This is a genomic window from Enterobacter sp. 301B, assembly GCF_003850715.1.
Classification (GTDB): Bacteria; Pseudomonadota; Gammaproteobacteria; order Enterobacterales; family Enterobacteriaceae; genus Enterobacter; species Enterobacter intestinihominis.
This window is the reverse complement of the sequence record NZ_PQTC01000002.1, coordinates 328,229-354,531: the sequence shown is the minus strand read 5'-3', so window position 1 is coordinate 354,531 and position 26,303 is coordinate 328,229. Positions and strand designations below refer to the sequence as shown.

Genomic DNA, 26,303 nt, shown 5'->3' with positions numbered 1-26,303 from the left:
CGCCAGACTATCGCCTCCATTTCGGGAGGGATTCATGGTCTTGCATTCCACGCGCTGGCTGGCGCTTAGCTATTTCACCTATTTCTTTAGTTACGGTATTTTTTTGCCTTTCTGGAGCGTCTGGCTCAAGGGAATTGGTCTGACGCCTGAGACCATCGGCATCCTGCTGGGCGCGGGGCTGGTGGCACGTTTCCTGGGTAGCCTGCTGATAGCGCCTCGCGTCAGCGATCCCTCTCTGTTGATTAAAGCGGTGCGAATTCTGGCCCTCCTGACGCTGGTCTTTGCGGCCTGCTTCTGGGTCAGCCACCAGTTTGCCTGGCTGATGGTGGTGATGGTTGGCTTTAATCTGTTCTTCTCCCCGCTGGTGCCGCTGACGGATGCCCTGGCGAACACCTGGCAAAAGCAGATCACCATGGACTATGGCCGCGTGCGCCTGTGGGGATCGATTGCCTTCGTGATCGGCTCTGCGCTGGTCGGGAAACTGGTCAGCCTCTATGACTATCGCGCCATTCTGGCGCTGTTAACGCTCGGCATCGCCTCGATGCTGCTCGGTATGTTGCTGCGTCCGTCGGTGATGCCGCAGGGCGAAAGCCGCCATCAGGAGAGCGCCGGCTGGCCCGCCTGGCGCTCGCTGGTGGCGCAAAGCTGGCGTTTCCTGGCCTGCGTCTGTCTGCTTCAGGGGGCGCATGCGGCCTATTACGGCTTCAGCGCCATCTACTGGCAGGGGGCGGGCTACTCGGCTTCTGCGGTAGGCTACCTGTGGTCGCTCGGCGTGGTTGCGGAGGTCATTATCTTCGCGCTGAGCCAAAAACTGTTCCGTCGTTTCGGGGCGCGTGACCTGCTGCTGCTTTCCGCCGTTTGCGGCGTAGCGCGCTGGGGCATCATGGGCTGGACGACGGAGCTGCCGTGGCTGATTGTGGCGCAAATTCTGCACTGCGGAACCTTCACCGTCTGCCATTTGGCGGCGATGCGCTATATCGCGGCGCGAGAGGGTGGTGACGTTATTCGTCTTCAGGCAGTCTATTCAGCGGTGGCGATGGGCGGCAGTATTGCGGTGATGACCGTATTTGCCGGTTTCCTCTATCAGCACCTGGGCCACGGTGTGTTCTGGGTGATGGCGCTGGTCGCTTTACCGGCCATTGTCATCCGCCCTAAAGTCGCTGCTCGCACGTAACTAAGATTCGAGCATAACGCGAATATGTTCCTGCTGCTGCGTGTTCAGGGTCTCAACGGCATGAATGAGCGGCGGCGAGAACAGCGGCAGGGCGGTTGGATAAGGCGTAATAACCAGCGCCGCCTCGCGGGGGGCGCCCTCCTTCTTAAACGCTTCCAGGCTAAGATAACGAATATTGAGCGGCAGCAGCGTCAGCTCGCGAAGCTGCTGCTCAATTAACTCCTCGCAGGCTTTATCTTCCCCCGTTAACAGGACTACCTGTTTTTCATGAAGATCGGTTTCCTGCATCAGCCAGGCACCAAAAATCACTGCCACCAGAGCCATCTCTTCACCGGAGAATCGCAGGCCAAATTCGGCTTCCAGCTCAAACAGCGCCTCTTTAGTGGTGCGCAGCAGCCGGGGGTATAGACGGTGGATCTCTTCCGGCAGACTGTTGTCGATGCCGATGTCAAATAAGGAGCGGTCCAGCGCCTGAGCCAGATGAATATACAGCTGATCGGTCAGCCCTTGCTCATCGCTGAAGTTCATCCCGGTTTGCGCCCGGAAACGGGCAATCATACGCACGATGGCCCGACGCAGGCGCTGATCCTGCTGGTGTTTATCCAGTACCGGGTCGGGTGTGCGGAGCATCATAAACAGCAGCGCCAGGAACAGCTGTTCATCACTGTGCGTTCCCTGCGGGACGCGCCGTTTCCAGTGACGGACAATTTCCTGCGCCGTAAAGTATTCCCCTCTCGATTGCGTCCAGCTGCGCTGAACGGGTGAAAACTCCGGCGTATTGCCCAGATGATGCTGAATAAGACAATATTGCAGATAAAGCTGTAAAAACTGTACGTCGCGGGACTCAAACTGGCGCTGAAGCTTGCGCGCGCAAAAGTTGATAAGCGCCCGAAGGTTCGCATCGTCATAAAGCGGGCGGGCAATGCCGTGCTGTTTGAGCGCGGTTTTTAAGGCAGGGGTAAACTGTTGGGCGACAAAATGTGGACACAGCCGAAGCGCCCTGCGCAGCCAGTGCAGCAGGCACAAACGCTGATTCAGGGCGGAGCCCTCAATACGGTAGCAACCGTCATGGTGCGTGACGATATCAAGCCGATGATAGCGCTGGATTTCATCGCGCGTCTCGGCTATATCTTGCCGTGCCAGGACGTCGTCCACGCCGTTGGCAGCGATTATGCTCTGTGCGGTGACGGCAGCATCGGGCAGGTAAAGCATCAAAAGCACCTGGCAACGGCGCTGCGAACTGGAAAGCACAGATGGAATTTCAAGCGTCGTCATCATCTGTCGGGTATCCAGTGTGAATGTTTGATAAGAATAGCTAAAGGATGGGCGCTGAAAAGCGCGCCGGCAGGCCTTTCATTCAGGATTGCTGGCGAACATCACAGAATTTTTGACGTGAGGAATTGATGCAAACAGTTAAACAAAGCGTGACAGCGTTATTTTTGGCGGTTATCACCTCCGCCGCCAGCGCACATCCTCACAGCTTTATCAGCCTGAAAACCGAACTGGTGACGGACGGCACACAGCTCAGCGGCCTGAAGATGCGCTGGACGATGGATGAAATCACCTCCGCCGACCTGCTGTACGATGCCGGAAACGCAAAGCCCGGCGACGAGATCTGGAAAAAGCTGGCGGCGGAAGTCATGGCCAACGTGCTGGGTCAGCACTACTTCACCGAGTTCTGGCACAACGGACAAAAGGTGAAATTTCTTAACCGTCCCACGGAGTACGGTATGACCCGCGACGGCCATCAGGCGGTGCTGACGTTTATCCTTCCGCTGGCGCACCCTCAGCCGCTGGCCGGGCAGAAGTACAGGTTTTCCACGTTTGACCCAACCTACTATGTCGATATGCATTACGCCCAGGACAGCGACGTACAGTTGCCAGAAATATTGCAAAAAAGCTGCAAAATTGCCGTGCACACGCCGACGCCCAGTGAAGAGACGCTGAACTTTGCTGTTTCCCTTGATAAAGAAGATGCGCCTCCAGAAGACATGGAATTAGGAAAACAGTTTGCGCAGGAGGTGACGTTACAATGTCAGTGATCTCCTCCCCCGTCAGTAAGCCGCGTCGCTGGCTGCACCTCTGGCCTCTGGCGCTCTTTTCGCTGTTAGCGTCTGGCGGCGCGCTCTGGCTGTGGCAGGCATGGCCGCAGGTGATGATGAAAAGTATCCTCTGGCAGCGGGAAGTTAATCAGCAGATGAGCGAGCTGCTGAAAGCCGTGGCGGAAAATCCGTCCAAAGCGGGCGGCTCTCTTCTGGCGTTCAGCTTTATCTATGGCGTGCTGCATGCCCTGGGGCCGGGGCACGGCAAAATCGTCATCACGACCTGGCTTGCCACCCATCCGTCGAAGCTGAAATCGAGTATCGGCCTGACGCTGGCTTCCTCGTTACTTCAGGGCGGTGTGGCAATTGCGCTGGTCGTGGTCGTCCTTTCGCTGCTACAGCTCCCGGCCCGCCAGCTGCATATGAGCAGCTTCTGGCTGGAGAAGGGAAGTTACGCGCTGGTAGGCTTACTGGGGCTGATTCTCTGCTGGCGGGCGCTGAAAAAATTGCGCGCGTTGCTGCAAAAACCAAAATTCAAAATCTTTACGCCGCATCACGTTCACCATGAAAACTGCGGGTGCGGGCATCAGCATCTGCCGACGCAGGAACAATTACAGAATGGTGACGACTGGCGTGCGCGCCTGATGATTGTTCTCTCAATGGGGATGCGTCCGTGCTCGGGCGCAATCATGGTGCTGTTGTTCAGCAAAGTGATAGGTGTATTTGGCTGGGGCATGATCTCGGCGCTGGCGATGGCGGCGGGAACATCTCTGACTATCTCTTCGTTAGCCTTGCTGGTGCACAGCTTCCGTCAGCTGGCGGTAAAACTCAGCGGCAATAAAACGCCGGTATTGTGGCGACAGGTTGGCTGGACGACGCTTGCGCTGGCGGGCGGGGTGATTCTGCTGGTGGCTGCGGTCACGATGTGGATAAGTGCGGTGCCGGTGGGAAGGGGGTTGCGGCCTTTTTAGCCATACCTGAGGGGTTTGTAGGCCCGGTAAGCGTAGCGCCACCGGGCTTAACAGACTGGATTAACGCTTCAGCGCATCGCTCAGTTCTTCACGCATGTTTGCCAGCATGGCTTTAACAACGCGCGGGTTACCTGCAACGATGTTGCCGGTAGACATATAGTTATGGCCGCCGGTGAAGTCACAAACAATCGCGCCAGCTTCACGTGCGATCAGCTCGCCCGCCGCGAAGTCCCACGGCTTCAGTGACAGCTCAAAGTAACCGTCAACGCGGCCGGTCGCCACGTAGGCCAGATCCAGTGCAGCAGAGCCGGTGCGACGGAAGTCCGCGCATTCGGTGAACAGTTTGCCGAGGATATTCATATAAGTGGTTGCGTGCTGCTTCGCCTTGAACGGGAAGCCGGTCGCCAGAATCGTGCCGTCCAGATCGCGTGCATTGCTGCAGCGCAGACGGTAGCCGTTCAGCTGCGCGCCCTGACCGCGGGTCGCGGTGAACAGTTCGTTACGCATTGGATCGTAAACAACGGCGACTTCAGTACGGCCTTTGATGCGTACTGCGATAGACACAGAGAAGTGTGGCAGGCGCTTAACGAAGTTGGTGGTGCCATCCAGTGGATCGATAACCCATTGAACATCCTGATCGGTACCTTCATGTTCACCGCTTTCTTCGGTGATGATGGTGTGCTGCGGGTAAGATTTGCGGATCGTTTCGATAATAATCGCTTCGGCGGCTTTATCGACGTTAGTCACGAAATCATTGCTGCCTTTCTGGCTGGTTTCTACGGAGTCTGGGGTTTCGTAGTGTTTGGCAATTACATTACCCGCCTTGCGCGCTGCGCGCACGGCGATGGTCAGCATCGGATGCATCGGTCTCTCTCACTGGATGTTAAAGAACAGGAAAATCGGCGCAGAGTATAGCAGCGGGATCGGATTATGTCTCTCGTTTATGATAATATGCCCGAATATTCTTCAGACACTGAATCCAGACATCTAAAAATTATGCTGCAAAACATTCGAATCGTGCTGGTCGAAACATCGCACACCGGCAACATGGGCTCTGTGGCCCGCGCTATGAAAACCATGGGCTTAACGAACCTGTGGCTGGTTAACCCGCTGGTGAAACCAGACTCTCAGGCTATTGCGCTGGCGGCCGGCGCCAGCGACGTGATCGGGAATGCACAGATTGTGGACACCCTGGACGAAGCCCTGGCCGGTTGCAGTCTGGTGGTGGGGACCAGCGCGCGCTCCCGTACGCTGCCCTGGCCGATGCTGGACCCGCGCGAATGCGGCCTGAAAAGTATCTCAGAAGCGGAACAGGCGCCGGTTGCGCTGGTGTTTGGTCGTGAACGCGTTGGCCTGACCAACGAGGAACTACAGAAGTGTCACTACCACGTGGCGATTGCCGCAAACCCGGAATACAGCTCGCTGAACTTGGCGATGGCGGTGCAGGTGATTGCCTACGAAGTGCGCATGGCATGGCTGGCGACGCAGGAAAAACCGGTCGAACCTAAAGAAGAGACGGCCTACCCGCTGGTGGACGATCTTGAGCGCTTCTACGGCCACCTGGAGCAGACGCTGCTCTCTACCGGCTTTATCCGCGAAGGTCACCCGGGACAGGTGATGAACAAGCTGCGCCGTATGTTCACCCGCGCGCGTCCGGAAAGCCAGGAGCTGAACATCCTGCGCGGGATCCTGGCGTCGATTGAGCAGAAGAATAAAGAGTAGTGCAGTGTGTTTTCTCCCTCTCCCTGTGGGAGAGGGCCGGGGTGAGGGCATCAGTCCGCACCTTTGTTATGAAGGCACAGAAGGTTAAATACCTGACTAAAACAGTCAAGTAAATAGTTGACCAATTTAGTCAGGAATGTCAGACTTGGCCCTGCTATGCAATACCCCCATTTTACAATAAAAAACCCCGGGCAGGGGCGAGTTTGAGGTTAAGTAAGACATGAGACTGACATCTAAAGGGCGTTATGCCGTGACCGCGATGCTGGACGTTGCGCTCAACTCCGAAGCGGGCCCGGTTCCGTTGGCTGATATTTCTGAACGACAGGGGATCTCCCTCTCTTATCTGGAACAGCTGTTCTCCAGACTGCGTAAAAATGGACTGGTGTCCAGCGTTCGTGGCCCGGGCGGCGGTTATCTGCTGGGTAAAGACGCGGGCAGTATTGCGGTTGGCGAAGTGATTAGCGCAGTTGACGAATCCGTTGATGCGACCCGTTGCCAGGGCAAAGGCGGCTGCCAGGGCGGCGATAAATGCCTGACCCACGCGCTGTGGCGCGATCTGAGCGACCGTCTGACCGGCTTCCTGAATAACATCACCTTGGGTGAGCTGGTTAATAACCAGGAAGTTCTGGATGTTTCTGGTCGTCAGCACAGTCAGGATTCACAACGCAGCACCCGCACGCAGGACGCCATCGACGTTAAACTGCGCGCGTAATTAAAAAGATAAGTATTCAGAATCAGGCCGGGGTGGTCACACCCCGCGTACTCGGTCGTACATCCAGCCGGTTGCCTGATTCCTTGCATTGAAGCGATGTACGGAGTTTATAGAGCAATGAAATTACCGATTTATCTCGACTACTCCGCAACCACGCCGGTGGACCCGCGTGTTGCCGAGAAAATGATGCAGTGTCTGACCCTGGACGGAAACTTTGGTAACCCAGCTTCCCGTTCACACCGTTTTGGCTGGCATGCTGAAGAGGCGGTTGATATCGCCCGTAATCAGATTGCTGACCTGGTCGGTGCCGACCCGCGTGAAATTGTTTTCACCTCCGGTGCGACCGAATCCGACAACCTGGCGATCAAAGGTGCAGCCAACTTTTATCAGAAAAAAGGCAAGCACATCATCACCAGCAAAACCGAACACAAAGCCGTGCTGGACACCTGCCGTCAGCTGGAGCGTGAAGGGTTCGAAGTGACTTACCTGGCGCCGCAGAGCAACGGGATCATCGACCTGAAAGAGCTCGAAGCGGCGATGCGTGATGACACCATTCTGGTTTCCATCATGCACGTTAACAACGAAATCGGTGTTGTGCAGGACATCGCCACCATCGGCGAAATGTGCCGTGCGCGCGGCATCATCTACCACGTGGATGCGACCCAGAGCGTGGGCAAACTGCCTATCGACCTGAGCCAGCTGAAAGTGGACCTGATGTCCTTCTCCGGTCACAAAATCTATGGCCCGAAAGGGATCGGCGCGCTGTACGTTCGTCGTAAGCCACGTATCCGCATCGAAGCACAGATGCACGGCGGCGGTCACGAGCGCGGCATGCGTTCCGGTACTTTGCCTGTTCACCAGATTGTGGGCATGGGCGAAGCGTATCGCATCGCGAAAGAAGAGATGGAAAGCGAGATGGCACGCCTGCGTATGCTGCGTAACCGTCTTTGGGACGGCGTGAAGGATATGGAAGAAGTCTATCTGAACGGCGATCTCGAGCAGGGCGCGCCGAACATCCTCAACGTCAGCTTCAACTATGTTGAAGGCGAGTCGCTGATCATGGCGCTGAAAGACCTGGCCGTTTCTTCCGGTTCTGCCTGTACGTCTGCAAGCCTGGAGCCATCCTACGTGCTGCGTGCGCTGGGCATGACTGACGAGCTGGCACACAGCTCTATCCGTTTCTCTTTAGGTCGTTTCACTACCGAAGAAGAGATTGACTACACCATCAAACTGGTTCGTAACTCCATCGGCCGTCTGCGCGACCTTTCTCCACTGTGGGAAATGTTCAAGCAGGGCGTGGATCTGAACAGCATTGAATGGTCACATCACTAATCGGTACATAAGGAGAATTCAATCATGGCATACAGCGAAAAAGTTATCGATCATTACGAGAACCCGCGCAACGTTGGCTCTTTTGACAACAGCGACGAATCTGTCGGTAGCGGTATGGTTGGCGCGCCAGCGTGTGGCGACGTGATGAAGTTGCAGATTAAAGTCAACAATGAAGGTATCATTGAAGACGCGCGCTTCAAGACCTACGGCTGCGGTTCTGCTATCGCCTCCAGCTCCCTGGTCACCGAGTGGGTGAAGGGCAAGTCTCTGGACGAAGCACAGGCAATCAAAAACACGGACATTGCTGAAGAACTCGAACTGCCGCCGGTGAAAATTCACTGTTCAATTCTGGCAGAAGACGCGATCAAAGCCGCCATTGCGGATTACAAAAGCAAACGTGAAGCAAAATAATTGAGGTTTGAGTATGTCGATTACCCTTAGCGACAGCGCTGCCGCGCGAGTAAGCTCTTTTCTGGCGAACCGTGGTAAAGGCTTTGGCCTGCGACTGGGCGTACGTACCTCCGGCTGTTCTGGTATGGCTTACGTACTGGAGTTTGTTGACGAACCGGCATCTGATGACACCGTGTTTGAAGACAAGGGCGTGAAGGTGGTGGTCGATGGCAAAAGCCTGCAATTTCTCAACGGCACTCAGCTGGACTTTGTAAAAGAAGGCCTGAACGAAGGGTTCAAATTTACGAACCCGAACGTCAAAGACGAGTGTGGTTGCGGCGAAAGCTTCCACGTTTAACCGCGTTCCGCTGTTATACCGATTAATTCGTGTTGCAGAAAGGCGGCAAGCGAGTGAAGCCCCGGGAGCTTACTTAAGTAAGTGACTGGGGTGAACGAGCGCAGACAACGCATCTGCAGCGCGAAGTAAGAAGGTATAACCCCACCGTGGCTGTGCTACGCGTGGGGTTTGTTCTAACAGGCTACCCCTGAGATTGTTATGGATTACTTCACTCTCTTCGGACTACCCGCTCAATACCCGATTGATCTCCAGGCGCTGACGATCCGTTTTCAGGATCTCCAGCGTCAGTACCATCCGGATAAATTCGCCAGCGGGACGCAGGCAGAGCAGCTGGCTGCGGTATCACACTCCGCAACCATCAACCAGGCCTGGCAAACGCTGCGTCATCCGCTGGCGCGTGCAGAATATCTGCTCTCGCTCCACGGTTTTGATCTGGCGAGCGAACAGCATACCGTGCGCGACACCGCGTTTCTGATGGAGCAGCTGGAGCTTCGCGAAGAGCTGGATGAAATTGAACAGGCTAAAGACGAAGCGCGTCTGGAACGTTTTCTCCAGCGCGTAAAGGGCATGTTCGATACCCGCCATCAGCAGATGGTTGAGCAACTGAACAACGAGACCTGGGACGTGGCGGCAGACACTGTGCGCAAACTCCGTTTTCTCGATAAACTGCGAAGCAGTGCTGAACAACTCGAAGAAAAGCTGCTCGATTTTTAATTTCGGAAGCAATTATGGCCTTATTACAAATTAGTGAGCCAGGCTTAAGCGCCGCACCGCACCAGCGTCGTCTGGCGGTCGGTATTGACCTGGGCACCACCAATTCTCTCGTGGCGACCGTGCGTAGCGGCCAGGCGGAAACGCTGGCTGACGAGCAGGGCCGCCATTTGCTGCCTTCCGTGGTCCACTACCAGCAGCAGGGTCACGCTGTCGGCTTTGATGCCCGCGCCAATGCCGCGCGCGATCCGGCTAACACCATCAGCTCGGTTAAGCGCATGATGGGCCGCTCGCTGGCGGATATCCAGACCCGTTATCCGCATCTGCCGTACCAGTTACAGGCCAGCGAAAACGGCCTGCCGATGATTGCGACATCTGCCGGTCTGCTGAACCCGATTCGTGTTTCCGCTGACATCCTCAAAGCGCTGGCGGCGCGCGCGACGGCGACGCTCGGTGGCGATCTGGACGGCGTGGTAATCACCGTTCCGGCCTACTTCGACGATGCACAACGTCAGGGCACCAAAGACGCCGCGCGTCTGGCGGGCCTGCACGTGCTGCGTCTGCTGAACGAACCGACAGCGGCAGCCATTGCCTACGGCCTCGATTCCGGTCAGGAAGGGGTGATTGCGGTTTACGATCTCGGCGGCGGGACGTTTGATATCTCTATCCTGCGCTTAAGCCGCGGTGTGTTCGAAGTGCTGGCCACCGGCGGGGATTCCGCGCTCGGCGGCGATGACTTCGACCATCTGCTGGCGGACTACATCCGCGAGCAGGCGGGCATCAGCGATCGCAGCGATGCGCGCGTCCAGCGTGAACTGCTGGATGCGGCCATCGACGCCAAAATCGCCCTGAGCGATGCGCAGTCCGTCAGCGTGAACGTCGCAGGCTGGCAGGGTGAGATCACCCGCGACCAGTTCAGCGAACTGATTGCGCCTCTGGTTAAGCGTACCCTGCTGGCCTGCCGTCGCGCATTGAAAGATGCGGGCGTTGAGGCTAACGAGGTGCTGGAAGTGGTCATGGTTGGCGGCTCAACCCGCGTGCCGCTGGTACGTGAGCGCGTAGGGGAATTCTTTGGCCGCACGCCGCTGACCTCTATCGACCCGGACAAAGTGGTTGCCGTGGGTGCCGCTATCCAGGCCGATATCCTGGTCGGCAACAAGCCGGACAGCGAAATGCTGTTGCTGGACGTCATCCCGCTGTCTCTGGGTTTAGAAACCATGGGCGGCCTGGTGGAGAAAGTCATTCCCCGTAACACCACCATTCCGGTGGCGCGCGCGCAGGAGTTTACGACCTTCAAAGACGGCCAGACCGCGATGTCCATCCACGTGATGCAGGGCGAGCGCGAGCTGGTGCAGGACTGCCGCTCTCTGGCGCGCTTTGCGCTGCGCGGAATTCCGGCGCTGCCGGCGGGCGGGGCGCATATTCGCGTCACCTTCCAGGTGGATGCGGACGGTCTCCTGAGCGTGACGGCGATGGAAAAATCCACCGGCGTCGAATCGTCCATTCAGGTGAAGCCGTCCTACGGCCTGACCGATGGCGAAATCGCCTCCATGATTCAGGACTCAATGAGCTACGCCGAGCAGGATGTGAAGGCGCGTATGCTGGCGGAACAAAAAGTGGAAGCCGCACGCGTGCTGGAGAGCCTGAACGGCGCGCTCGCTGCCGACGCCGCGCTGTTAAGCGCCGCTGAGCGCCAGGTGATTGACGAGGCTGCCGCGCGCTTAAGCGTAGTCGCCGAAGGCAATGACGCTGACGCAATAGAAGAAGCCATTAAAAACGTTGATAAACAAACCCAGGACTTCGCTGCTCGCCGCATGGACAAATCTGTCCGCGTCGCGCTGAAAGGCCAGTCCGTGGACGAGGTTTAATATGCCAAAGATTGTTATTTTGCCTCATGCGGACCTCTGTCCGGATGGCGCTGTTCTGGAAGCGAAGACCGGTGAAACCATTCTCGATGTAGCCCTGCGTGCAGGTATCGAAGTGGAACACGCCTGTGAAAAATCCTGTGCCTGCACCACCTGCCACTGCATCGTGCGTGAAGGTTTTGATTCTCTCGCCGAGAGCACCGAAGACGAAGACGACATGCTGGACAAAGCATGGGGTCTGGAGCCAGACAGCCGCTTAAGCTGCCAGGCGGCGGTGACCGATGAAGATCTGGTCGTGGAATTCCCACGCTACACCATCAACCACGCACGCGAGCATTAATATGGGACTGAAGTGGACAGACAGCCGTGAAATCGGCGAAGCGCTCTACGACGCGAACCCGGATCTCGATCCGAAGACCGTACGATTCACCGACATGCATCAGTGGATCTGCGATTTAGAGGATTTTGACGACGATCCAAACGCATCCAATGAAAAAATTCTGGAGGCGATTCTGTTAGTCTGGTTAGATGAAGCAGAGTAAATCACTTAACGGGCTGCCTTCAGGCGGCCCGTTTGCTAATAAGGACAAATAAAATGACCGAAGCGATGAAGATTACGCTCTCCACGCAGCCAGCCGACGCACGCTGGGGCGAGAAAGCCACCTGGAGCATCAATAACGACGGTATTACCCTGCACCTGACGGGTAACGATGATTTGGGCCTGATCCAGCGCGCCGCGCGTAAAATTGACGGCCTGGGCATTAAGCATGTCACTCTGGCTGGCGAAGGCTGGGACACAGACCGCAGCTGGGCTTTCTGGGCGGGTTACAAAGGCCCGAAAGGCACCCGTAAAATTGAGTGGGCGAACCTCGATGAAGCCGGTCATAAAGAGCTGGAAAGCCGCCTGAAAATTATCGACTGGGTGCGCGACACCATCAACGCCCCGGCGGAAGAGTTGGGGCCTGAGCAGCTGGCGCAGCGCGCGGTTGACCTGCTGTGCGGCGTGGCGGACGACAAGATGTCCTACCGCATCACCAAAGGTGAAGACCTGCGCGAACAAAATTACATGGGTATCCACACCGTGGGTCGTGGCTCCGAGCGTCCTCCGGTCCTGCTGGCGCTGGATTACAACCCAACCGGCGATAAAGAAGCGCCGGTCTTTGCCTGTCTGGTCGGGAAAGGTATCACCTTCGATACCGGCGGTTACAGCCTGAAGCAGAGCGCGTTCATGGACTCCATGAAGTCCGACATGGGCGGCGCGGCGACCATTACCGGCGCGCTGGCGTTCGCCATCACCCGTGGTCTGAACAAGCGCGTGAAGCTCTACCTGTGCTGCGCGGATAACATGGTGAGTGGCAATGCCTTCAAGCTGGGCGACATCATTCGCTACCGCAACGGTAAAAATGTTGAGGTGATGAACACCGATGCCGAAGGCCGTCTGGTGCTGGCCGATGGCCTGATCGACGCCTCTGCGCAGAAGCCGGAGCTGATTATCGACATGGCGACCCTGACCGGCGCGGCGAAAACGGCCCTGGGTAACGACTACCACGCGCTGTTCAGCTTCGACGACAAGCTGGCCGCTCGCCTGCTGGCCAGCGCGGCGGCGGAAAACGAGCCGTTCTGGCGTCTGCCGCTGGCCGAGTTCCACCGCAGCCAGCTGCCGTCTAACTTCGCCGAGCTGAACAACACCGCGAGCGCGGCGTACCCGGCGGGAGCCAGCACAGCAGCAGGCTTCCTGTCTCACTTCGTTGAGAACTACCATGAAGGCTGGCTGCACATTGACTGCTCCGCAACCTACCGTAAAGCGGCGGTTGAGCAGTGGTCAGCAGGCGCAACCGGTCTGGGTGTGCGTACCGTGGCGAACCTGCTGACGGCTGAGTGATCTTTTTTGCCGGGTGGCGCTACGCTTACCCGGCCTACAAAACCCGTAGGCCCGTGCAAGCGTTGCGCCGCCGGGCAATTGTGAAGTAGCCAAACTATGTCAGAAACCAAAAACGAATTAGAAACCCTGCTGGAGCAGGCGGCGACCGAGCCCGCCCACCGTCCGGCCTTTTTCCGCACGCTGCTGGAATCCACCGTCTGGGTGCCGGGCACCGCAGCAGAAGGGGAGCAGGTTGTCGAAGACAGCGCCCTGGATCTGCTGCACTGGGAGAAAGACGACGGCACGTCGGTGATCCCGTTCTTTACCTCGCTCGAGGCCTTGCAGGAAGCGGTAGAAGACGAACAGGCGTTCGTGGTGATGCCGGTGCGCACGCTATTCGAAATGACCCTGGGGCAGACGCTGTTCCTCAACGCCAAACTGCCGACAGGGAAAGAGTTCACTCCGCGTGAAATCAGCCATCTGATTGGTGACGAGGGCAACCCGCTCAGCACCCAGGAGGTGCTGGAAGGGGGCGAAACGCTGCTACTGTCTGAAGTGGCCGAGCCGCCCGCGCAGATGATTGACTCCCTGACCACGCTGTTTAAAACCATCAAGCCGGTAAAACGCGCGTTCCTCTGCTCCATCAAAGAGAGCGCTGACGAAAAGCCTGTTCTGCTGATTGGAATTGAGGCCGATGGCGATATCGACGAGATCATCCAGGCGGCGGGAAGCGTAGCGACCGACACGCTCCCGGGCGATGAGCCGATTGATATCTGTCAGGTGAAGAAAGGTGAGCAGGGCATCAGCCACTTTATTACCGAGCACATCACTCCGTTCTACGAGCGTCGCTGGGGCGGCTTCCTGCGCGATCTCAAGACTAACCGCATTATCTGATTACGGCGGGGTGACCTTCACCCCGTTGCTTCCAGCAACAGTAAATCCATCAGCAGCACCAGATTCGACTCAAACGACGTCACCCCTGCGGCTTCGGCGGCGAAATGTACCGCTTCGTCATAGAGGGCAAAATGCACGTCGGCCATACCTGCCAGCGTATTGGCCGACGCGCGGGTAAACGCGACGATCGTCATGCCGACGTTTTTGGCGATCCGCGCTTTATCCAGCACCTGCTCCGTTTCGCCGCTGCGCGAAACGGCAATAAATACCTGATAGCGTGCGGCGTTGCTGAGAAAAATATTCCGGCTGTCCCCCGGTCCGGAGATGAACGCGGTTTTTCCCAGCACCTGCAACTTCTTGGTCAGGTACTCGGCAAAAAGATATGAAAACCCGGCGCCGTAGAGAAAGAAGCTCTCTTTCTGGCGCAGCAGGCTGGCAAACTGCTGGCGTTTGTCCTGGGTAACCCACTGGAAGGTCTGCTGATAGTTGGCAATGAACCGGGCAAAAAGCGCGGGCATTTCTGCATGTTGCGAAGACTGTACGGTGATCCGCGGCGTGTCAGAAAGCAGCTGCTTGCAGTGCCAGATAAACTCGCTAAATCCGCTGAAGCCCAGCTTCTGGCACAGCCGCATAATCGTCGCGGTGGAAACAAATGTCGCCAGCGCCAGCTCGCGCACCGTGATATTGCCCACCAGCAGCGGATGCTCAGTGAGGTGGGCGAGGACGCGATATTCCGCGCGGGTCAGTGACGACCCGCGTGTTAACAGCGTTGCCAGGCGGTTATCCATTATTTCGCCGGTTCTACCGGCAGATCGTCCCGTGCACCCCATTCACTCCAGGCGCCGTCATACAGCGTCACGTCATTCGCGCCAAGGGTTGCCAGCGCCAGGATCACCACGCAGGCCGTCACGCCGGAGCCGCAGCTGGCAATAACCGGACGATGCAAATCCACGCCCTGACGTTCAAAAATGGCACGCAATTCATCGGTGGTTTTCAGCTCGCCTTCAAACACCAGATCGCCCCATGGCACGTTCAGCGCCCCCGGGATATGTCCGCGCTTCAGCCCCGGACGCGGCTCATCCGCTTCAGCGTTGAAGCGCGGAGCAGGACGGGCATCGACGATTTGCGCCGTTTTTTCATGGCTCACGACCAGCACGTCGGTCAGGCGTTTCACCACGTGTGCGTCGAACGTGGCATCGAATTCGCCTTCCGGCAGCGTCACGTCGCCCTGCTGAAGCGGCAGCTCGTCGCGCTTCCAGCCCGCAAGCCCGCCCGCCAGAATCGACACTTTTTCCACGCCGAAGTTTCTCAGCATCCACCACGCCCGCGGGGCGGAGAAGAGGTTACCCTCATCGTAAACAACGAGGTGTTTGTCTTTGCTGATGCCGAGCTCGCGCATCGCCACGGAAAACGCTTCCGGACGAGGCAGCATGTGCGGCAGGGGAGAGGTGTGATCGGAGAGAGCTTCGATATCGAAAAAAACCGCGCCAGGCAGGTGCCCTGCGCGATATTCAGCGGGAACGTCACGATGCTCCTGGCCCGGAGGGGCCATGCGCGCGTCGATAATCTGAACTTCCGGGTCGTCGCCGTGCTCAATCAGCCAGTCGGCGGCGACAAAATATGAGGTGGACATGGTTGCCTCCATTCTTTTCCGTAAAAAAGGATTGTCGGTGTTTTTTCTGACACCGACAAGTTAACCACGTTCAACTCGCGAGCAAGCCCCTATTTTTTCACCGCTTCACCGTCCTGCCATGCCTTTTGCAGCGCTGGCCAGTAGTCGCGGTTGGCTTCGATCATCTCATCCAGAATCGCTTTCGCGTGCTCCATGGTCGGCACGGTGCGGTTCAGAGTAAACGCCTGCAACGCTTTCTCGTAGCTGCCTTCGATGGTTGCCTCCACCAGCAGCTGTTCAGAAGCGAGCTGCTGTTGCAGGAGCGTCTGGTGGAACAACGGCACCTGACCCACGCGGACAGGCTCCGGCCCTTCGGAGGTGATATAGGCAGGTACTTCCACCACCGCATCGTACGGCAGATTGGTAATCGCCCCGCGGTTTTCCACCATCACCAGATGACGTTGGCGCAGGTTGAATGCCAGCGAGCAGGCGACATCGACGATAAATTCGCCGTGAACACCTACGTGGAAGGCGTCCGGTAAGATCCCGCTGCGCTGGTACTCTTCGGCGGCGGCAAACAGCTTTTTCTCACGTCCGTTCATCACTTCGTTGGCACGGGTATAGTCCGGGTTCTGATGCTCCACAATCTGGTTCGGCATCAGGTAGTACTGTAGATACGGGTTCGGCAGGTACTCCGGGAAGTTATCCATAATCGGCTTGATGTTGCGCCAGGTTTTCACCCATGACGGATCCGAGTGCTGCGGGTCGGTTTTGGCCGCGTCTTCCGTCAGCAGGCCAAACTTCGCGATATGTTTACGCAGCTCCGGCAGCTTGTCCTCGCCGTCCACCAGCACGCTGGTAAACCAGCCGAAGTGGTTGAGGCCAAAATAGTCCACCTCCAGTTTATGACGGTCCACGCCCAGAATGGCGCCCATATTGCGCATCGCGGCGACAGGCATATCACAGATGTTCAGCACGCGTGCGTTGGGGCGCAGGCGACGCACGCCCTCAGCGACGATCGCCGCCGGGTTGGAGTAGTTCACGATCCACGACTTTTCGTGCGCGTAGCGTTCCACCCTATCGATCAGCTCTACCATCGGCAGGATCGTACGCAGGCCATATGCCAGCCCGCCGGGTCCGCAGGTTTCCTGGCCGACCACCCCGTGGCGCAGCGGAATTTTTTCATCCTGCTCGCGCATTTTGTACTGTCCGACGCGCATCTGAGCAAAAACAAAATGCGCACCGCTGAAGGCCACCTCCGGATCGCTGGTGACCGTGAATTTGATGCTCTGGCTGTGGTCGCGAATGACCTTTTCCACCACGGGCGCAATGGTGTTCTGGCGCGCCTCGTCGATGTCATACAGGCGAATCTCTGCCAGGGGGAAATCGTGCAGGCGTACCATCAGGCTTTTCACTATACCTGGCGTGTAGGTGCTGCCGCCGCCAGCAATCGACAGAATGAATGGGGGTGTTAACATCTTTAGCTCCTTTCAGAGAAACGTCTCAACGGCTTCTCGCATTTTTTTGACATGCAGCCCGTAGACCACCTGAACGTTGTTACCTTGTTTGATAATCCCTTTCGCGCCGGTCGCTTTCAGGCGCGGTTCGTCGATGATGGCGACGTCCTTCACCGTGACGCGTAAGCGGGTGTAGCAGTTATCAACCACCTGAATGTTTTCCCGACCGCCCAGACCGACGACGATCGATTCGCCCAGCCCGTCGTTATTTCCCTTCGCCTGGTATTCCTGTTTGCTGTAGAGGCGCGTCTCCCGATCGTCATCTTCACGACCGGGCGTTTTCATGTTGAAACGCAGGATCAGGAAGCGGAACACCACGAAATAAAGGGCGAACATGATCAGCCCGACCACGATGTACATGGGCCAGTTGGACTTTTCCGTGCCGAGCGGCAGGTTGTAGAGGATAAAATCGATAATTCCGTTGGCGCCGATGGCGTGAACGCCAAACAGGGTGAACAGCATCATGCCAATGCCGGTCAGCACCGCATGCACCACGAACAACAGCGGGGCGACAAACAGGAAAGAGAACTCGATCGGCTCGGTTACGCCGACCAGCAGCGAGGTCAGCGCCGCCGGGATCAGAATGGCTTTCGCAATCGCTTTACGCTCTGGCTTCGCGGTCATGTACATCGCCAGCGCGGCGGCGGGAAGGCCGAACATCTTGCTGATGCCGCGAGCATCCCACACCACGGTGCTGCTGAGCTGCTTCACGTCCGGGCAGGCCATCTCGGCGAAGTAGATATTGCGCGCGCCCTGGTAAGCCGTACCGCACACCTCCTGCGTACCGCCCAGTTCGGTATACAGGAACGGCGTATAGACCAGATGATGCAGGCCCGTCGGCACCAGAATGCGTTCAAGGAAACCGTAGATCGCCACCCCAAACGGACCGGACCCTTTGATCGCCAGCGCCAGGGCGCTTATTCCATGCTGTGCGTACGGCCAGAGTTCGCTCATGACCACGCCGAGCAGCATAGAGACTGGCAACATCACAATCGCGACAAAGCAGTGGCCGGAGTATATCGCCATCGCGCCGTTAAACTGGACACCGGAATATTTGTTGTACAGATAACCGGAGAGCGCCCCGGTCAGGATCCCGGCGAAAACGCCCATCTCCAGCACCTGGACGCCCAGAACCATGCTTTGTCCGGCGGCTTTCATCTGCTCTGCAGGGGCCAGTTCTCCCTGAAGCTGTAACGTCACGTTCATCGCGTTAATGAATACGATAAAGGTCACCAGCCCAATCAGCGCCGCGTAGCCTTTGTCTCGGGTTGCCAGGCCAATGGGGATCCCGACGGCAAACACCAGCGCCAGGTTGACCAGCACCGACACGGCAGATTTGGCGATCAGCTGGCCGACACTCTGGATCAGCGGATGGCCGAGAAACGGCAGGTACTCGGCCAGATTGCCGTTACCCAGCACATTCCCAAAGGCGATAAACAGACCGACGATGGGTAAGATAAGTACAGGTCCGTAAAGTGATTTTCCGAAATTTTGTAGGGCGTTCACGGCTCGTTTCATGGCTTTCTCTCTTATTGAACCGCGCACTCGGGGTGCGTCATGGTCATAAAACTAGCAGGCATGATGCGAGCTTATCCAGCTATCTTCTTGTTTTAAAAACAAATGACGCGAAAGGTAACATGTTACGTTACGCTGTGTGATCACGGTTCCACCCTCGCATGCGAGTACGATGCCATTCTGCGAGGCGCTTTCCAGATTATAAAATTGGACTTTTTGTATTAACGAAACTTGCGGATAATACTTATCCGGACGACGACCAACAGGCCCCTCAGGCCAGGGACATAGGATGAAACCGTTTCGCTTAGCTGCGATCTCTCTCGCGCTGCTCACCACCTTTACGCTTGCCGGCTGTGATAACAGCGATGACAAACCTCAGGCCGCTGCCCCCGCAGCGTCTACTACATCAGAACAGAAAACCCCGGCAAAACCGGATCCTGAAAAGCTGGCTAAGCTGGCCGCGCAGAGTCAGGGTAAGGCGTTGACGCTGCTGGATGCCTCTGAAGTGCAACTCGACGGTGCTGCGACACTGGTTCTGACCTTCTCTGTACCGCTGGATCCCAGCCAGGATTTTGCGAAAACGGTGCATGTGGTGGATAAAAAAAGTGGCAAAGTGGACGGCGCCTGGGAACTGGCCCCCAATCTGAAAGAGCTGCGCCTGCGCCATCTGGAGCCGAATCGTAATCTGGTCGTCACCGTCGAGCGTAATTTGCTGGCGCTGAACAAAGCGACATTCGGCATTGACTATGAAAAAGCGATCACCACCCGGGATGTTGAACCGACGGTCGGATTCGCCAGCCGCGGATCGCTGCTGCCGGGTAAAGTGGTGGAAGGGTTGCCGGTGATGGCGCTCAACGTCAACAATGTGGACGTGAACTTCTACCGCGTTAAGCCGGAGTCGCTGGCCTCGTTTGTCAGCCAGTGGGAGTACCGTAACTCGCTGACCAACTGGGAATCTGACAACCTGCTGAAGATGGCGGAACTGGTCTACACCGGCCGTTTCGACCTCAACCCGGCGCGCAACACGCGTGAAAAACTGCTCCTGCCGCTCAAAGATATTAAGCCGCTCCAGCAGTCTGGCGTCTATATCGCCGTGATGAATCAGGCCGGTCACTATAACTACAGTAACGCCGCGACGCTCTTTACCTTAAGTGATATTGGGCTGTCCGCTCATCGTTATCATAACCGTCTGGACATCTTCACCCAGAGTCTTGAAAACGGTGCGGCGCAGTCAGGCGTGACCATTACCCTTCTGAACGATAAAGGACAGACCCTGGCCGAGGCGAACAGCGACGCCGATGGTCATGCGAAACTGGAAACCGATAAAGAAGCCGCGCTGATCCTGGCCAGTAAAGATGGCCAGACCACGCTTCTTGATCTCAAACTTCCGGCGCTGGATCTGGCGGAGTTTGATATCGCCGGTAACCCGGGTTACAGCAAACAGTTCTTTATGTTTGGCCCGCGCGATCTCTATCGTCCGGGTGAAACGGTGATCCTTAACGGCCTGCTTCGCGACAGCGATGGCAAACCGCTTCCCGAGCAGCCGGTAAAACTTGACGTGCTGCGTTCGGACGGCCAGGTAGCGCGTACGGTCGTTGTGCAACCTGAGAACGGCCTTTATCGCTTCAACTATTCGCTTGATAGCGGCGCCCAGACCGGCATGTGGCATATTCGCGCGAATACGGGGGATAACCAGCAGCGCATGTGGGATTTCCACGTCGAAGATTTTATGCCTGAGCGTATGGCGCTGAATCTGACCGGGCAAAAAACGCCGGTTTCCCCGCAGGAGGATGTGGACTTTAACGTTGTGGGCTATTACCTGTATGGCGCGCCGGCTAACGGTAATTCTCTGCAAGGCCAGCTTTTCCTGCGTCCGCTACGTGACGCGGTGCCTGCACTGCCTGGCTTCCAGTTCGGTGATATTGCCGAGGAGAACCTGAGCCGCAGCCTGGATGAAGTGCAGCTTACGCTGGACGAACAGGGGCGCGGACAGGTTACCACCGAAAGCCAGTGGAAAGAGGTGCACTCGCCGCTGCAACTGATTTTGCAAGCCAGCCTGCTGGAATCAGGCGGGCGTCCGGTAACGCGACGCGCCGAGCAGGCTATCTGGCCTGCGGCTGAACTTCCGGGGATCCGCCCACAGTTCGCCAGCAAGGCCGTGTACGACTACCGCACCGATACCACCGTCAACCAGCCGATTGTCGACGAGAACGGCAACGCCAGCTTTGACATCGTCTATGCCGATGCCAGCGGGGCGAAAAAAGCGGTATCTGGTCTGCAGGTGCGTCTGGTCCGTGAGCGTCGCGACTACTTCTGGAACTGGTCCGAGAGCGAGGGCTGGCAGTCTCAGTTTGATCAAAAAGATCTGGTTGAGGGCGAGCAGGAACTTAACCTCAAGGCCGATGAAACCGGTAAAGTCACCTTCCCGGTGGAGTGGGGCTCATACCGTCTGGAAGTGAAAGCCCCTGATAACATGGTCAGCAGCGTGCGCTTCTGGGCGGGGTACAGCTGGCAGGATAACAGCGATGGCACGGGTGCTGCACGCCCGGATCGTGTGACGCTGAAACTGGACAAGCCATCCTATCAGCCAGGCGATACCATCAACCTGCATATTGCAGCGCCGGCCGCAGGCAAGGGCTATGCAATGATCGAATCCAGCGAAGGGCCACTGTGGTGGAAAGAGATCGACGTACCGGTTAACGGTCTGGATCTCGCCATTCCGGTGGATAAGGCCTGGAAACGTCACGATCTCTACCTCAGCACGCTGGTGGTTCGTCCTGGCGATAAATCTAAATCTGCCACGCCAAAACGCGCGGTTGGTCTGCTGCATCTGCCAATGGGGGACGAAAATCGTCGCCTGAGCATCGCACTTGATAACCCACAAAAAATGCGTCCGAACCAGACGCTTTCTGTGAAAGTGAAAGCCAGCGTAAAAGAGGGGGCTGTGCCACAGAAGGTGAACGTGCTGGTCTCGGCTGTTGATAGCGGCGTGCTGAACATTACCGACTACGTCACGCCGGATCCGTGGGAAGCTTTCTTCGGTCAGAAGCGCTATGGCGCGGACATCTATGATGTTTATGGCCAGGTGATTGAAGGTCAGGGACGTTTGGCCGCACTGCGCTTTGGCGGAGACGGCGATGAACTGAAACGCGGCGGTAAGCCACCGGTGAACCATGTCACCATTATTGCTCAGCAGGCGCAGCCGGTTAGGCTTGATGCCAACGGTGAAGGCACCATCACGCTGCCGATTGGCGATTTTAACGGCGAACTGCGTCTGATGGCGCAGGCCTGGACGGAAGACGATTTCGGCAGCAGCGAAAGCAAAATCATTGTGGCGGCTCCGATTATCACCGAGCTTAACACGCCGCGATTCCTCGCAAGTGGCGATACCTCTCGCCTGACGCTGGACCTGACCAACCTTACTGACCAGCCGCAAACGCTGAACATTGCGTTAACCGCAACCGGTAAGGTGTCGCTCGAAGGTGCTCAACCAGAGCCGGTTAAGCTGCCGCCTGGCGCTCGTAGCACTCTGTTTATTCCGGTGCGCGCGCTGGAAGGCTATGGCGATGGTGAAGTAACTGCTCAGGTGACGGGGCTTCAGCTCCCTGGTGAGACGTTTGCGCCGCAGCAGAAGAGCTGGAAAATTGGTGTACGCCCCGCATTCCCGGCGCAAACGGTGAATACGGGCACGATGCTGAACCCTGGCGAATCCTGGAGCGCGCCAGCACAGCATATCGACGGTTTCTCGCCTGCCACGCTACAGGGACAGCTGTTGCTCAGCGGTAAACCACCTTTGAACCTGGCGCGCTACATTCGTGAACTTCAGGCCTATCCATACGGATGTCTTGAGCAGACCACCAGCGGCCTGTTCCCGTCCCTCTACACCAACGCGGCACAGCTTACGGCGTTGGGCATTAAAGGCGACACCGACGATAAACGCCGTGCGGCCATTGATATCGGCATCTCCCGTCTGCTGCAAATGCAGCGTGACGATGGCGGTTTTGCCTTGTGGGATAAAAACGGCCCGGAAGAGTACTGGCTGACCGCCTATGTTACGGACTTCCTGGTGCGGGCAGGGGAGCAGGGTTACAGCGTGCCTGCCGAGGCGGTGAATAACGCCAACAGCCGACTGCTGCGCTATTTACAGGATCCGGGGATGATGTCCATCCGCTACAGCGACGACACCCAGGCCAGCAAATTTGCTGTCCAGGCGTATGCTTCGCTGGTGCTGGCTCGTCAGCAAAAAGCGCCGCTCGGTGCATTGCGTGAAATCTGGGATCGCCACGCTCAGGCCGCTTCCGGGCTTCCGTTGATGCAGCTGGGCATGGCACTCAAACTGATGGGGGATACACCGCGCAGCCAGCAGGCGCTGGATCTGGCTCTCAAAACACCCCGTAACGACAGCCGAAACTGGATGGCGGATTACGGCAGCCAGCTGCGTGATAATGCCCTGATGCTCTCCCTGCTGGAAGAGTACAAGCTGCTGCCGGATGCGCAAAACAGGCTGTTGAACGCGTTATCTGAAGACGCGTTCAGCCAGCGCTGGCTGTCAACCCAGGAGAGCAATGCGCTGTTCCTGGCTGGACGTTCACTGCAAACCTTGTCAGGCGCGTGGCAGGCAACGACCACCCTCTCTGAACAGACCCAGAGCAGTGATAAAGCGCAGGTAGAAAACCTGAACGGCGACCAGCCTGGTGCCTTGCAGGTGACGAATACCGGCACGACGCCGCTGTGGGTACGACTGGACACTACTGGCTATCCGGAGTATGCGCCCCAGCCATCTTCTCACGTCTTGCAGATTGAACGTCATATCCTGTCGACAGACGGCAGCAGCAAGTCGCTCTCTTCACTTAAGAGCGGTGAGCTGGTTCTGGTGTGGCTGGAAGTGAAGGCAAGCCAGAACGTACCGGATGCGCTGGTGGTGGATCTGCTCCCGGCAGGTCTGGAGCTGGAAAACCAGAATCTGGCGAGCAGCAGCGCCAGCTTGCAGGACAGCGGCAGTGAAGTGCAAAACCTGCTGAATCAGATGCAACAGTCTGATATTCAGCACATGGAATTCCGCGACGATCGCTTTGTGGCCGCCGTGCCGGTCAATGAAGGTCAGCCGGTCACGCTGGTTTACCTGGCCCGTGCCGTTACGCCGGGAACCTACCAGGTGCCTGTTCCTATGGTCGAGTCCATGTATGTTCCGCAGTGGCGGGCAACGGGGGCGGCCAGTGGCCCGCTGATCGTTGTTCCGTAAGATGCAGATAGCACGCCTGATTCGCTCCCGCTGGCTGTGGCTTGCGGGAGCGCTTCTCTTTTTAGGGGGGCTGATTGTCGCCGCTGACCGCGTGTGGCCGTTGCCCCTGAAAGAGGTCAACCCTGCGCGAGTGGTGGTGGATGAGCAGGGTGTTCCGTTGTGGCGTTTTGCCGACAGCGAAGGCATCTGGCGCTATCCGGTTACCATTGAAGAGGTTTCCCCACGCTATCTTGAGGCGCTGATCCAGTATGAAGATCGCTGGTTCTGGGATCACCCTGGCGTCAATCCGCTTTCTGTACTGCGTGCCGCCTGGCAGGATCTCACCGCCGGGAGAGTGGTTTCTGGCGGGAGCACGCTTACCATGCAGGTGGCACGTCTTCTGGATCCGCATCCGCGTACCTTTGGCGGTAAAATTCGTCAGCTGTGGCGGGCGATGCAGCTGGAGTGGCATCTCTCCAAGCGTGAAATCCTGACGCTGTATCTCAACCGTGCCCCGTTTGGCGGCACGTTGCAAGGCGTGGGCGCGGCAAGCTGGACTTATCTTGGCAAACCGCCGTCTCAGCTGAGCTATTCCGACGCGGCGCTGCTGGCTGTACTGCCACAGGCACCCAGCCGTCTGCGCCCCGACCGCTGGCCGGAACGTGCCGAAGCGGCGCGGAACAAAGTGCTCGACCGCATGCTGACTCAGGGCGTCTGGTCTGAGAAGCAGGTGAAAGAGTCCCGTGAAGAGGCGGTCTGGCTGGCCCCCCGGCAGATGCCGCAGCTGGCGCCGCTCTTTTCCCGCATGATGTTGAGTAAAAGCCGCGACACAAAAATAGTCACCACGCTGGATGCAGCTTTGCAACGACAGCTTGAAGAGCTGGCAATGAACTGGAAATCGCGCCTGCCTGCCCGCAATTCACTGGCGATGATCGTCGTGGATCATACATCCATGAAAGTGCGTGGCTGGGTAGGCTCGGTAGATATCAATGATGACAGTCGCTTTAGTCACGTGGATATGGTCAATGCGATCCGATCGCCGGGATCGGTCCTCAAGCCATTCATCTATGGCATGGCGCTGGACGATGGCCTGATCCATCCCGCTTCGTTATTACAGGATGTTCCAAGAAAAACGGGGGATTATCGCCCCGGCAACTTTGACAGCGGTTTCCATGGGCCGGTCAGCATGAGCGAAGCCCTGGTGCGTTCCCTCAACCTGCCTGCGGTGCAGGTACTGGAAGCGTACGGCCCAAAACGTTTTGCAGGCATGCTGAGCAACGCGGGATTACCGCTCATACTCCCCGCGGGGGCGCAGCCCAACCTCTCCCTGATCCTGGGGGGCGCAGGGGCACGCCTGGCTGATATCGCTGCCGCCTACAGTGCCTTTGCGCGGCAGGGTCAGGCGGGCCGGTTGCGTTTACAGCCGGGCGATCCGCTGATCGAACGTCCGCTCCTGTCGCAGGGGGCGGCGTGGATCATTCGTCGCATTCTCGCCAGTGAAGCACAGCCCCTGCCGGACAGTGCGCTGCCCCAGGTTGCGCCGCTGGCGTGGAAAACGGGCACCAGCTATGGCTACCGGGATGCCTGGGCCATCGGGCTGAACGCCCGGTATGTCATTGGAATCTGGACCGGACGTCCGGACGGCACGCCCGTTGCCGGGCAGTTTGGTTTCGCCAGCGCAGTTCCGCTCCTGAATCAGGTCAATAACATGCTTCAGTCCCGCTCGATGGTGGATGAAGCCCGTCTGCCGCGCGATCCGCGTCCTGCAAGCGTAGGACGGGGCGTGATTTGCTGGCCGGGGGGCCAGTCCCTGCCTGAAGGGAACGAAAACTGTCGGCGTCGGCTGTCAACCTGGCTGCTGGAAGGCAGTGAACCGCCTACGCTGCTGCTGCCGGAACAAGAGGGTATTCGCGGGATCCGTTTCCCGGTCTGGCTGGATAAAGAAGGCAAACGCGTCGCAGCGGATTGTCCTGATGCGACAGAAAAAGTGCTGGATGTCTGGCCGCTGCCGCTGGAGCCCTGGCTGCCTGCTGCCGAAAAACGGGCCGCTCGTCTCCCCGCCCGTTCAGCGGTTTGCCCTCCGCTGGATAATCATAATGCGGCGCCGCTGATGTTGTCAGGCGTCAGAGAAGGGGCGGTAATTAAACGTCTTCCGGGTGAGAAAAATATGACCCTGTTCGTTTCAACCAGCGGCGGGGAGGGGCAACGATGGTGGTTTTTGAATGGAGAACCGCTGGACGGACATCAGAAGAATTATTCACTGCAATTATATTTGTCGGGTAAATATCAGTTAGTTGTATTAGATGAAACAGGACAAACGGCGACGGTCAATTTTGAGTTAGATCGCTAAGTGTTACTCCTCAAGAGTTAGCTTGATAATTATCAATATCCGTTCCTGAAAAAAAA

General features: G+C 57.5%; 22 protein-coding genes. 16 read left to right on the top strand and 6 right to left on the bottom strand.

The genetic code is table 11. The features are described from left to right. Positions 1-34 precede the first annotated feature (34 nt). Complete coding sequence (locus C3451_RS04010) at positions 35-1,174, top strand: 3-phenylpropionate MFS transporter (RefSeq protein ID WP_003860673.1); 1,140 nt, start codon at positions 35-37, stop codon at positions 1,172-1,174. On the opposite strand, the gene csiE is transcribed toward C3451_RS04010, so the two are convergent. Continuing rightward, a complete protein-coding gene (gene csiE / locus C3451_RS04005) occupies positions 1,175-2,452 on the bottom strand; it encodes a stationary phase inducible protein CsiE (protein ID WP_032623757.1) in 1,278 nt (425 codons plus the stop codon). 125 nt (positions 2,453-2,577) lie between these two features. Between csiE and C3451_RS04000 the strand changes: the two genes are divergently transcribed. Then, a complete protein-coding gene (locus C3451_RS04000) occupies positions 2,578-3,216 on the top strand; it encodes a DUF1007 family protein (protein WP_022649022.1) in 639 nt (212 codons plus the stop codon). Continuing rightward, positions 3,207-4,187, top strand: a complete 981-nt coding sequence (locus tag C3451_RS03995) for a nickel/cobalt transporter (RefSeq protein ID WP_045621505.1) — start codon at positions 3,207-3,209, stop codon at positions 4,185-4,187. Before C3451_RS04000 ends, C3451_RS03995 begins: the two co-directional genes overlap by 10 nt. A gap of 60 nt (positions 4,188-4,247) precedes the next feature. Here C3451_RS03995 and suhB read toward each other — a convergent pair whose 3' ends face one another. Further along, complete coding sequence (gene suhB, locus C3451_RS03990; protein WP_022649020.1) at positions 4,248-5,051, bottom strand: inositol-1-monophosphatase; 804 nt, start codon at positions 5,049-5,051, stop codon at positions 4,248-4,250. A 132-nt stretch (positions 5,052-5,183) separates the two neighbouring features. Here suhB and trmJ point away from each other — a divergent pair, with 132 nt between their 5' ends. The 11 genes from trmJ to sseB all read left to right on the top strand — a co-directional run bounded on the left by trmJ (position 5,184) and on the right by sseB (position 14,032). Next, positions 5,184-5,909 carry a tRNA (cytosine(32)/uridine(32)-2'-O)-methyltransferase TrmJ gene (trmJ, locus tag C3451_RS03985; protein WP_015572157.1) on the top strand — a complete coding sequence of 242 codons (726 nt, stop codon included), beginning with the start codon at positions 5,184-5,186 and terminating at the stop codon, positions 5,907-5,909. A 220-nt stretch (positions 5,910-6,129) separates the two neighbouring features. After that, positions 6,130-6,621, top strand: coding sequence for a Fe-S cluster assembly transcriptional regulator IscR (gene iscR, locus C3451_RS03980; RefSeq protein ID WP_003860665.1), 492 nt, complete (start codon positions 6,130-6,132; stop codon positions 6,619-6,621). 117 nt (positions 6,622-6,738) lie between these two features. Then, positions 6,739-7,953 carry a cysteine desulfurase gene (gene iscS, locus C3451_RS03975; RefSeq protein ID WP_045621503.1) on the top strand — a complete coding sequence of 405 codons (1,215 nt, stop codon included), beginning with the start codon at positions 6,739-6,741 and terminating at the stop codon, positions 7,951-7,953. Between the two features lie 24 nt (positions 7,954-7,977). After that, positions 7,978-8,364 carry a Fe-S cluster assembly scaffold IscU gene (gene iscU, locus C3451_RS03970; RefSeq protein ID WP_003860661.1) on the top strand — a complete coding sequence of 129 codons (387 nt, stop codon included), beginning with the start codon at positions 7,978-7,980 and terminating at the stop codon, positions 8,362-8,364. Between the two features lie 13 nt (positions 8,365-8,377). Next, a complete protein-coding gene (iscA, locus tag C3451_RS03965) occupies positions 8,378-8,701 on the top strand; it encodes an iron-sulfur cluster assembly protein IscA (RefSeq protein ID WP_003860659.1) in 324 nt (107 codons plus the stop codon). Between the two features lie 198 nt (positions 8,702-8,899). Further along, positions 8,900-9,415: a co-chaperone HscB gene (gene hscB, locus C3451_RS03960; protein WP_022649017.1), complete on the top strand. Its 516-nt coding sequence runs from the start codon at positions 8,900-8,902 to the stop codon at positions 9,413-9,415. Positions 9,416-9,429: 14 nt separating this feature from the next. Continuing rightward, a complete protein-coding gene (hscA, locus tag C3451_RS03955) occupies positions 9,430-11,280 on the top strand; it encodes a Fe-S protein assembly chaperone HscA (protein WP_045621501.1) in 1,851 nt (616 codons plus the stop codon). A 1-nt stretch (position 11,281) separates the two neighbouring features. Continuing rightward, positions 11,282-11,617 (top strand): ISC system 2Fe-2S type ferredoxin, encoded by a 336-nt coding sequence (fdx, locus tag C3451_RS03950; protein WP_003860652.1) that lies wholly within the window; start codon positions 11,282-11,284, stop codon positions 11,615-11,617. A gap of 1 nt (position 11,618) precedes the next feature. Continuing rightward, entirely contained in the window at positions 11,619-11,819 is a 201-nt protein-coding gene (iscX, locus tag C3451_RS03945; RefSeq protein ID WP_003860650.1) for a Fe-S cluster assembly protein IscX, read from the top strand. A gap of 53 nt (positions 11,820-11,872) precedes the next feature. Then, positions 11,873-13,159, top strand: coding sequence for an aminopeptidase PepB (gene pepB / locus C3451_RS03940; RefSeq protein WP_045621499.1), 1,287 nt, complete (start codon positions 11,873-11,875; stop codon positions 13,157-13,159). A gap of 96 nt (positions 13,160-13,255) precedes the next feature. Beyond that, the gene (sseB, locus tag C3451_RS03935) at positions 13,256-14,032 is read left to right on the top strand and encodes an enhanced serine sensitivity protein SseB (protein WP_032623766.1); all 777 of its coding nucleotides are present in this window, start codon (positions 13,256-13,258) and stop codon (positions 14,030-14,032) included. Between the two features lie 17 nt (positions 14,033-14,049). On the opposite strand, the gene C3451_RS03930 is transcribed toward sseB, so the two are convergent. From C3451_RS03930 to C3451_RS03915, 4 genes are all read right to left on the bottom strand, one after another. Beyond that, the gene (locus C3451_RS03930) at positions 14,050-14,820 is read right to left on the bottom strand and encodes a MurR/RpiR family transcriptional regulator (protein WP_045621497.1); all 771 of its coding nucleotides are present in this window, start codon (positions 14,818-14,820) and stop codon (positions 14,050-14,052) included. After that, positions 14,820-15,665, bottom strand: coding sequence for a 3-mercaptopyruvate sulfurtransferase (gene sseA, locus C3451_RS03925; protein WP_045621495.1), 846 nt, complete (start codon positions 15,663-15,665; stop codon positions 14,820-14,822). Before sseA ends, C3451_RS03930 begins: the two co-directional genes overlap by 1 nt. A gap of 89 nt (positions 15,666-15,754) precedes the next feature. Next, positions 15,755-17,122 carry a 6-phospho-alpha-glucosidase gene (locus C3451_RS03920; RefSeq protein WP_045621493.1) on the bottom strand — a complete coding sequence of 456 codons (1,368 nt, stop codon included), beginning with the start codon at positions 17,120-17,122 and terminating at the stop codon, positions 15,755-15,757. A gap of 12 nt (positions 17,123-17,134) precedes the next feature. Further along, complete coding sequence (locus C3451_RS03915) at positions 17,135-18,679, bottom strand: PTS transporter subunit EIIC (RefSeq protein ID WP_038416508.1); 1,545 nt, start codon at positions 18,677-18,679, stop codon at positions 17,135-17,137. 286 nt (positions 18,680-18,965) lie between these two features. Here C3451_RS03915 and C3451_RS03910 point away from each other — a divergent pair, with 286 nt between their 5' ends. Both C3451_RS03910 and pbpC read left to right on the top strand, forming a co-directional pair. Continuing rightward, the gene (locus tag C3451_RS03910) at positions 18,966-23,918 is read left to right on the top strand and encodes an alpha-2-macroglobulin (protein ID WP_045621492.1); all 4,953 of its coding nucleotides are present in this window, start codon (positions 18,966-18,968) and stop codon (positions 23,916-23,918) included. Between the two features lies 1 nt (position 23,919). Then, positions 23,920-26,247, top strand: a complete 2,328-nt coding sequence (pbpC, locus tag C3451_RS03905) for a peptidoglycan glycosyltransferase PbpC (RefSeq protein WP_063139286.1) — start codon at positions 23,920-23,922, stop codon at positions 26,245-26,247. Positions 26,248-26,303: the final 56 nt, after the last annotated feature.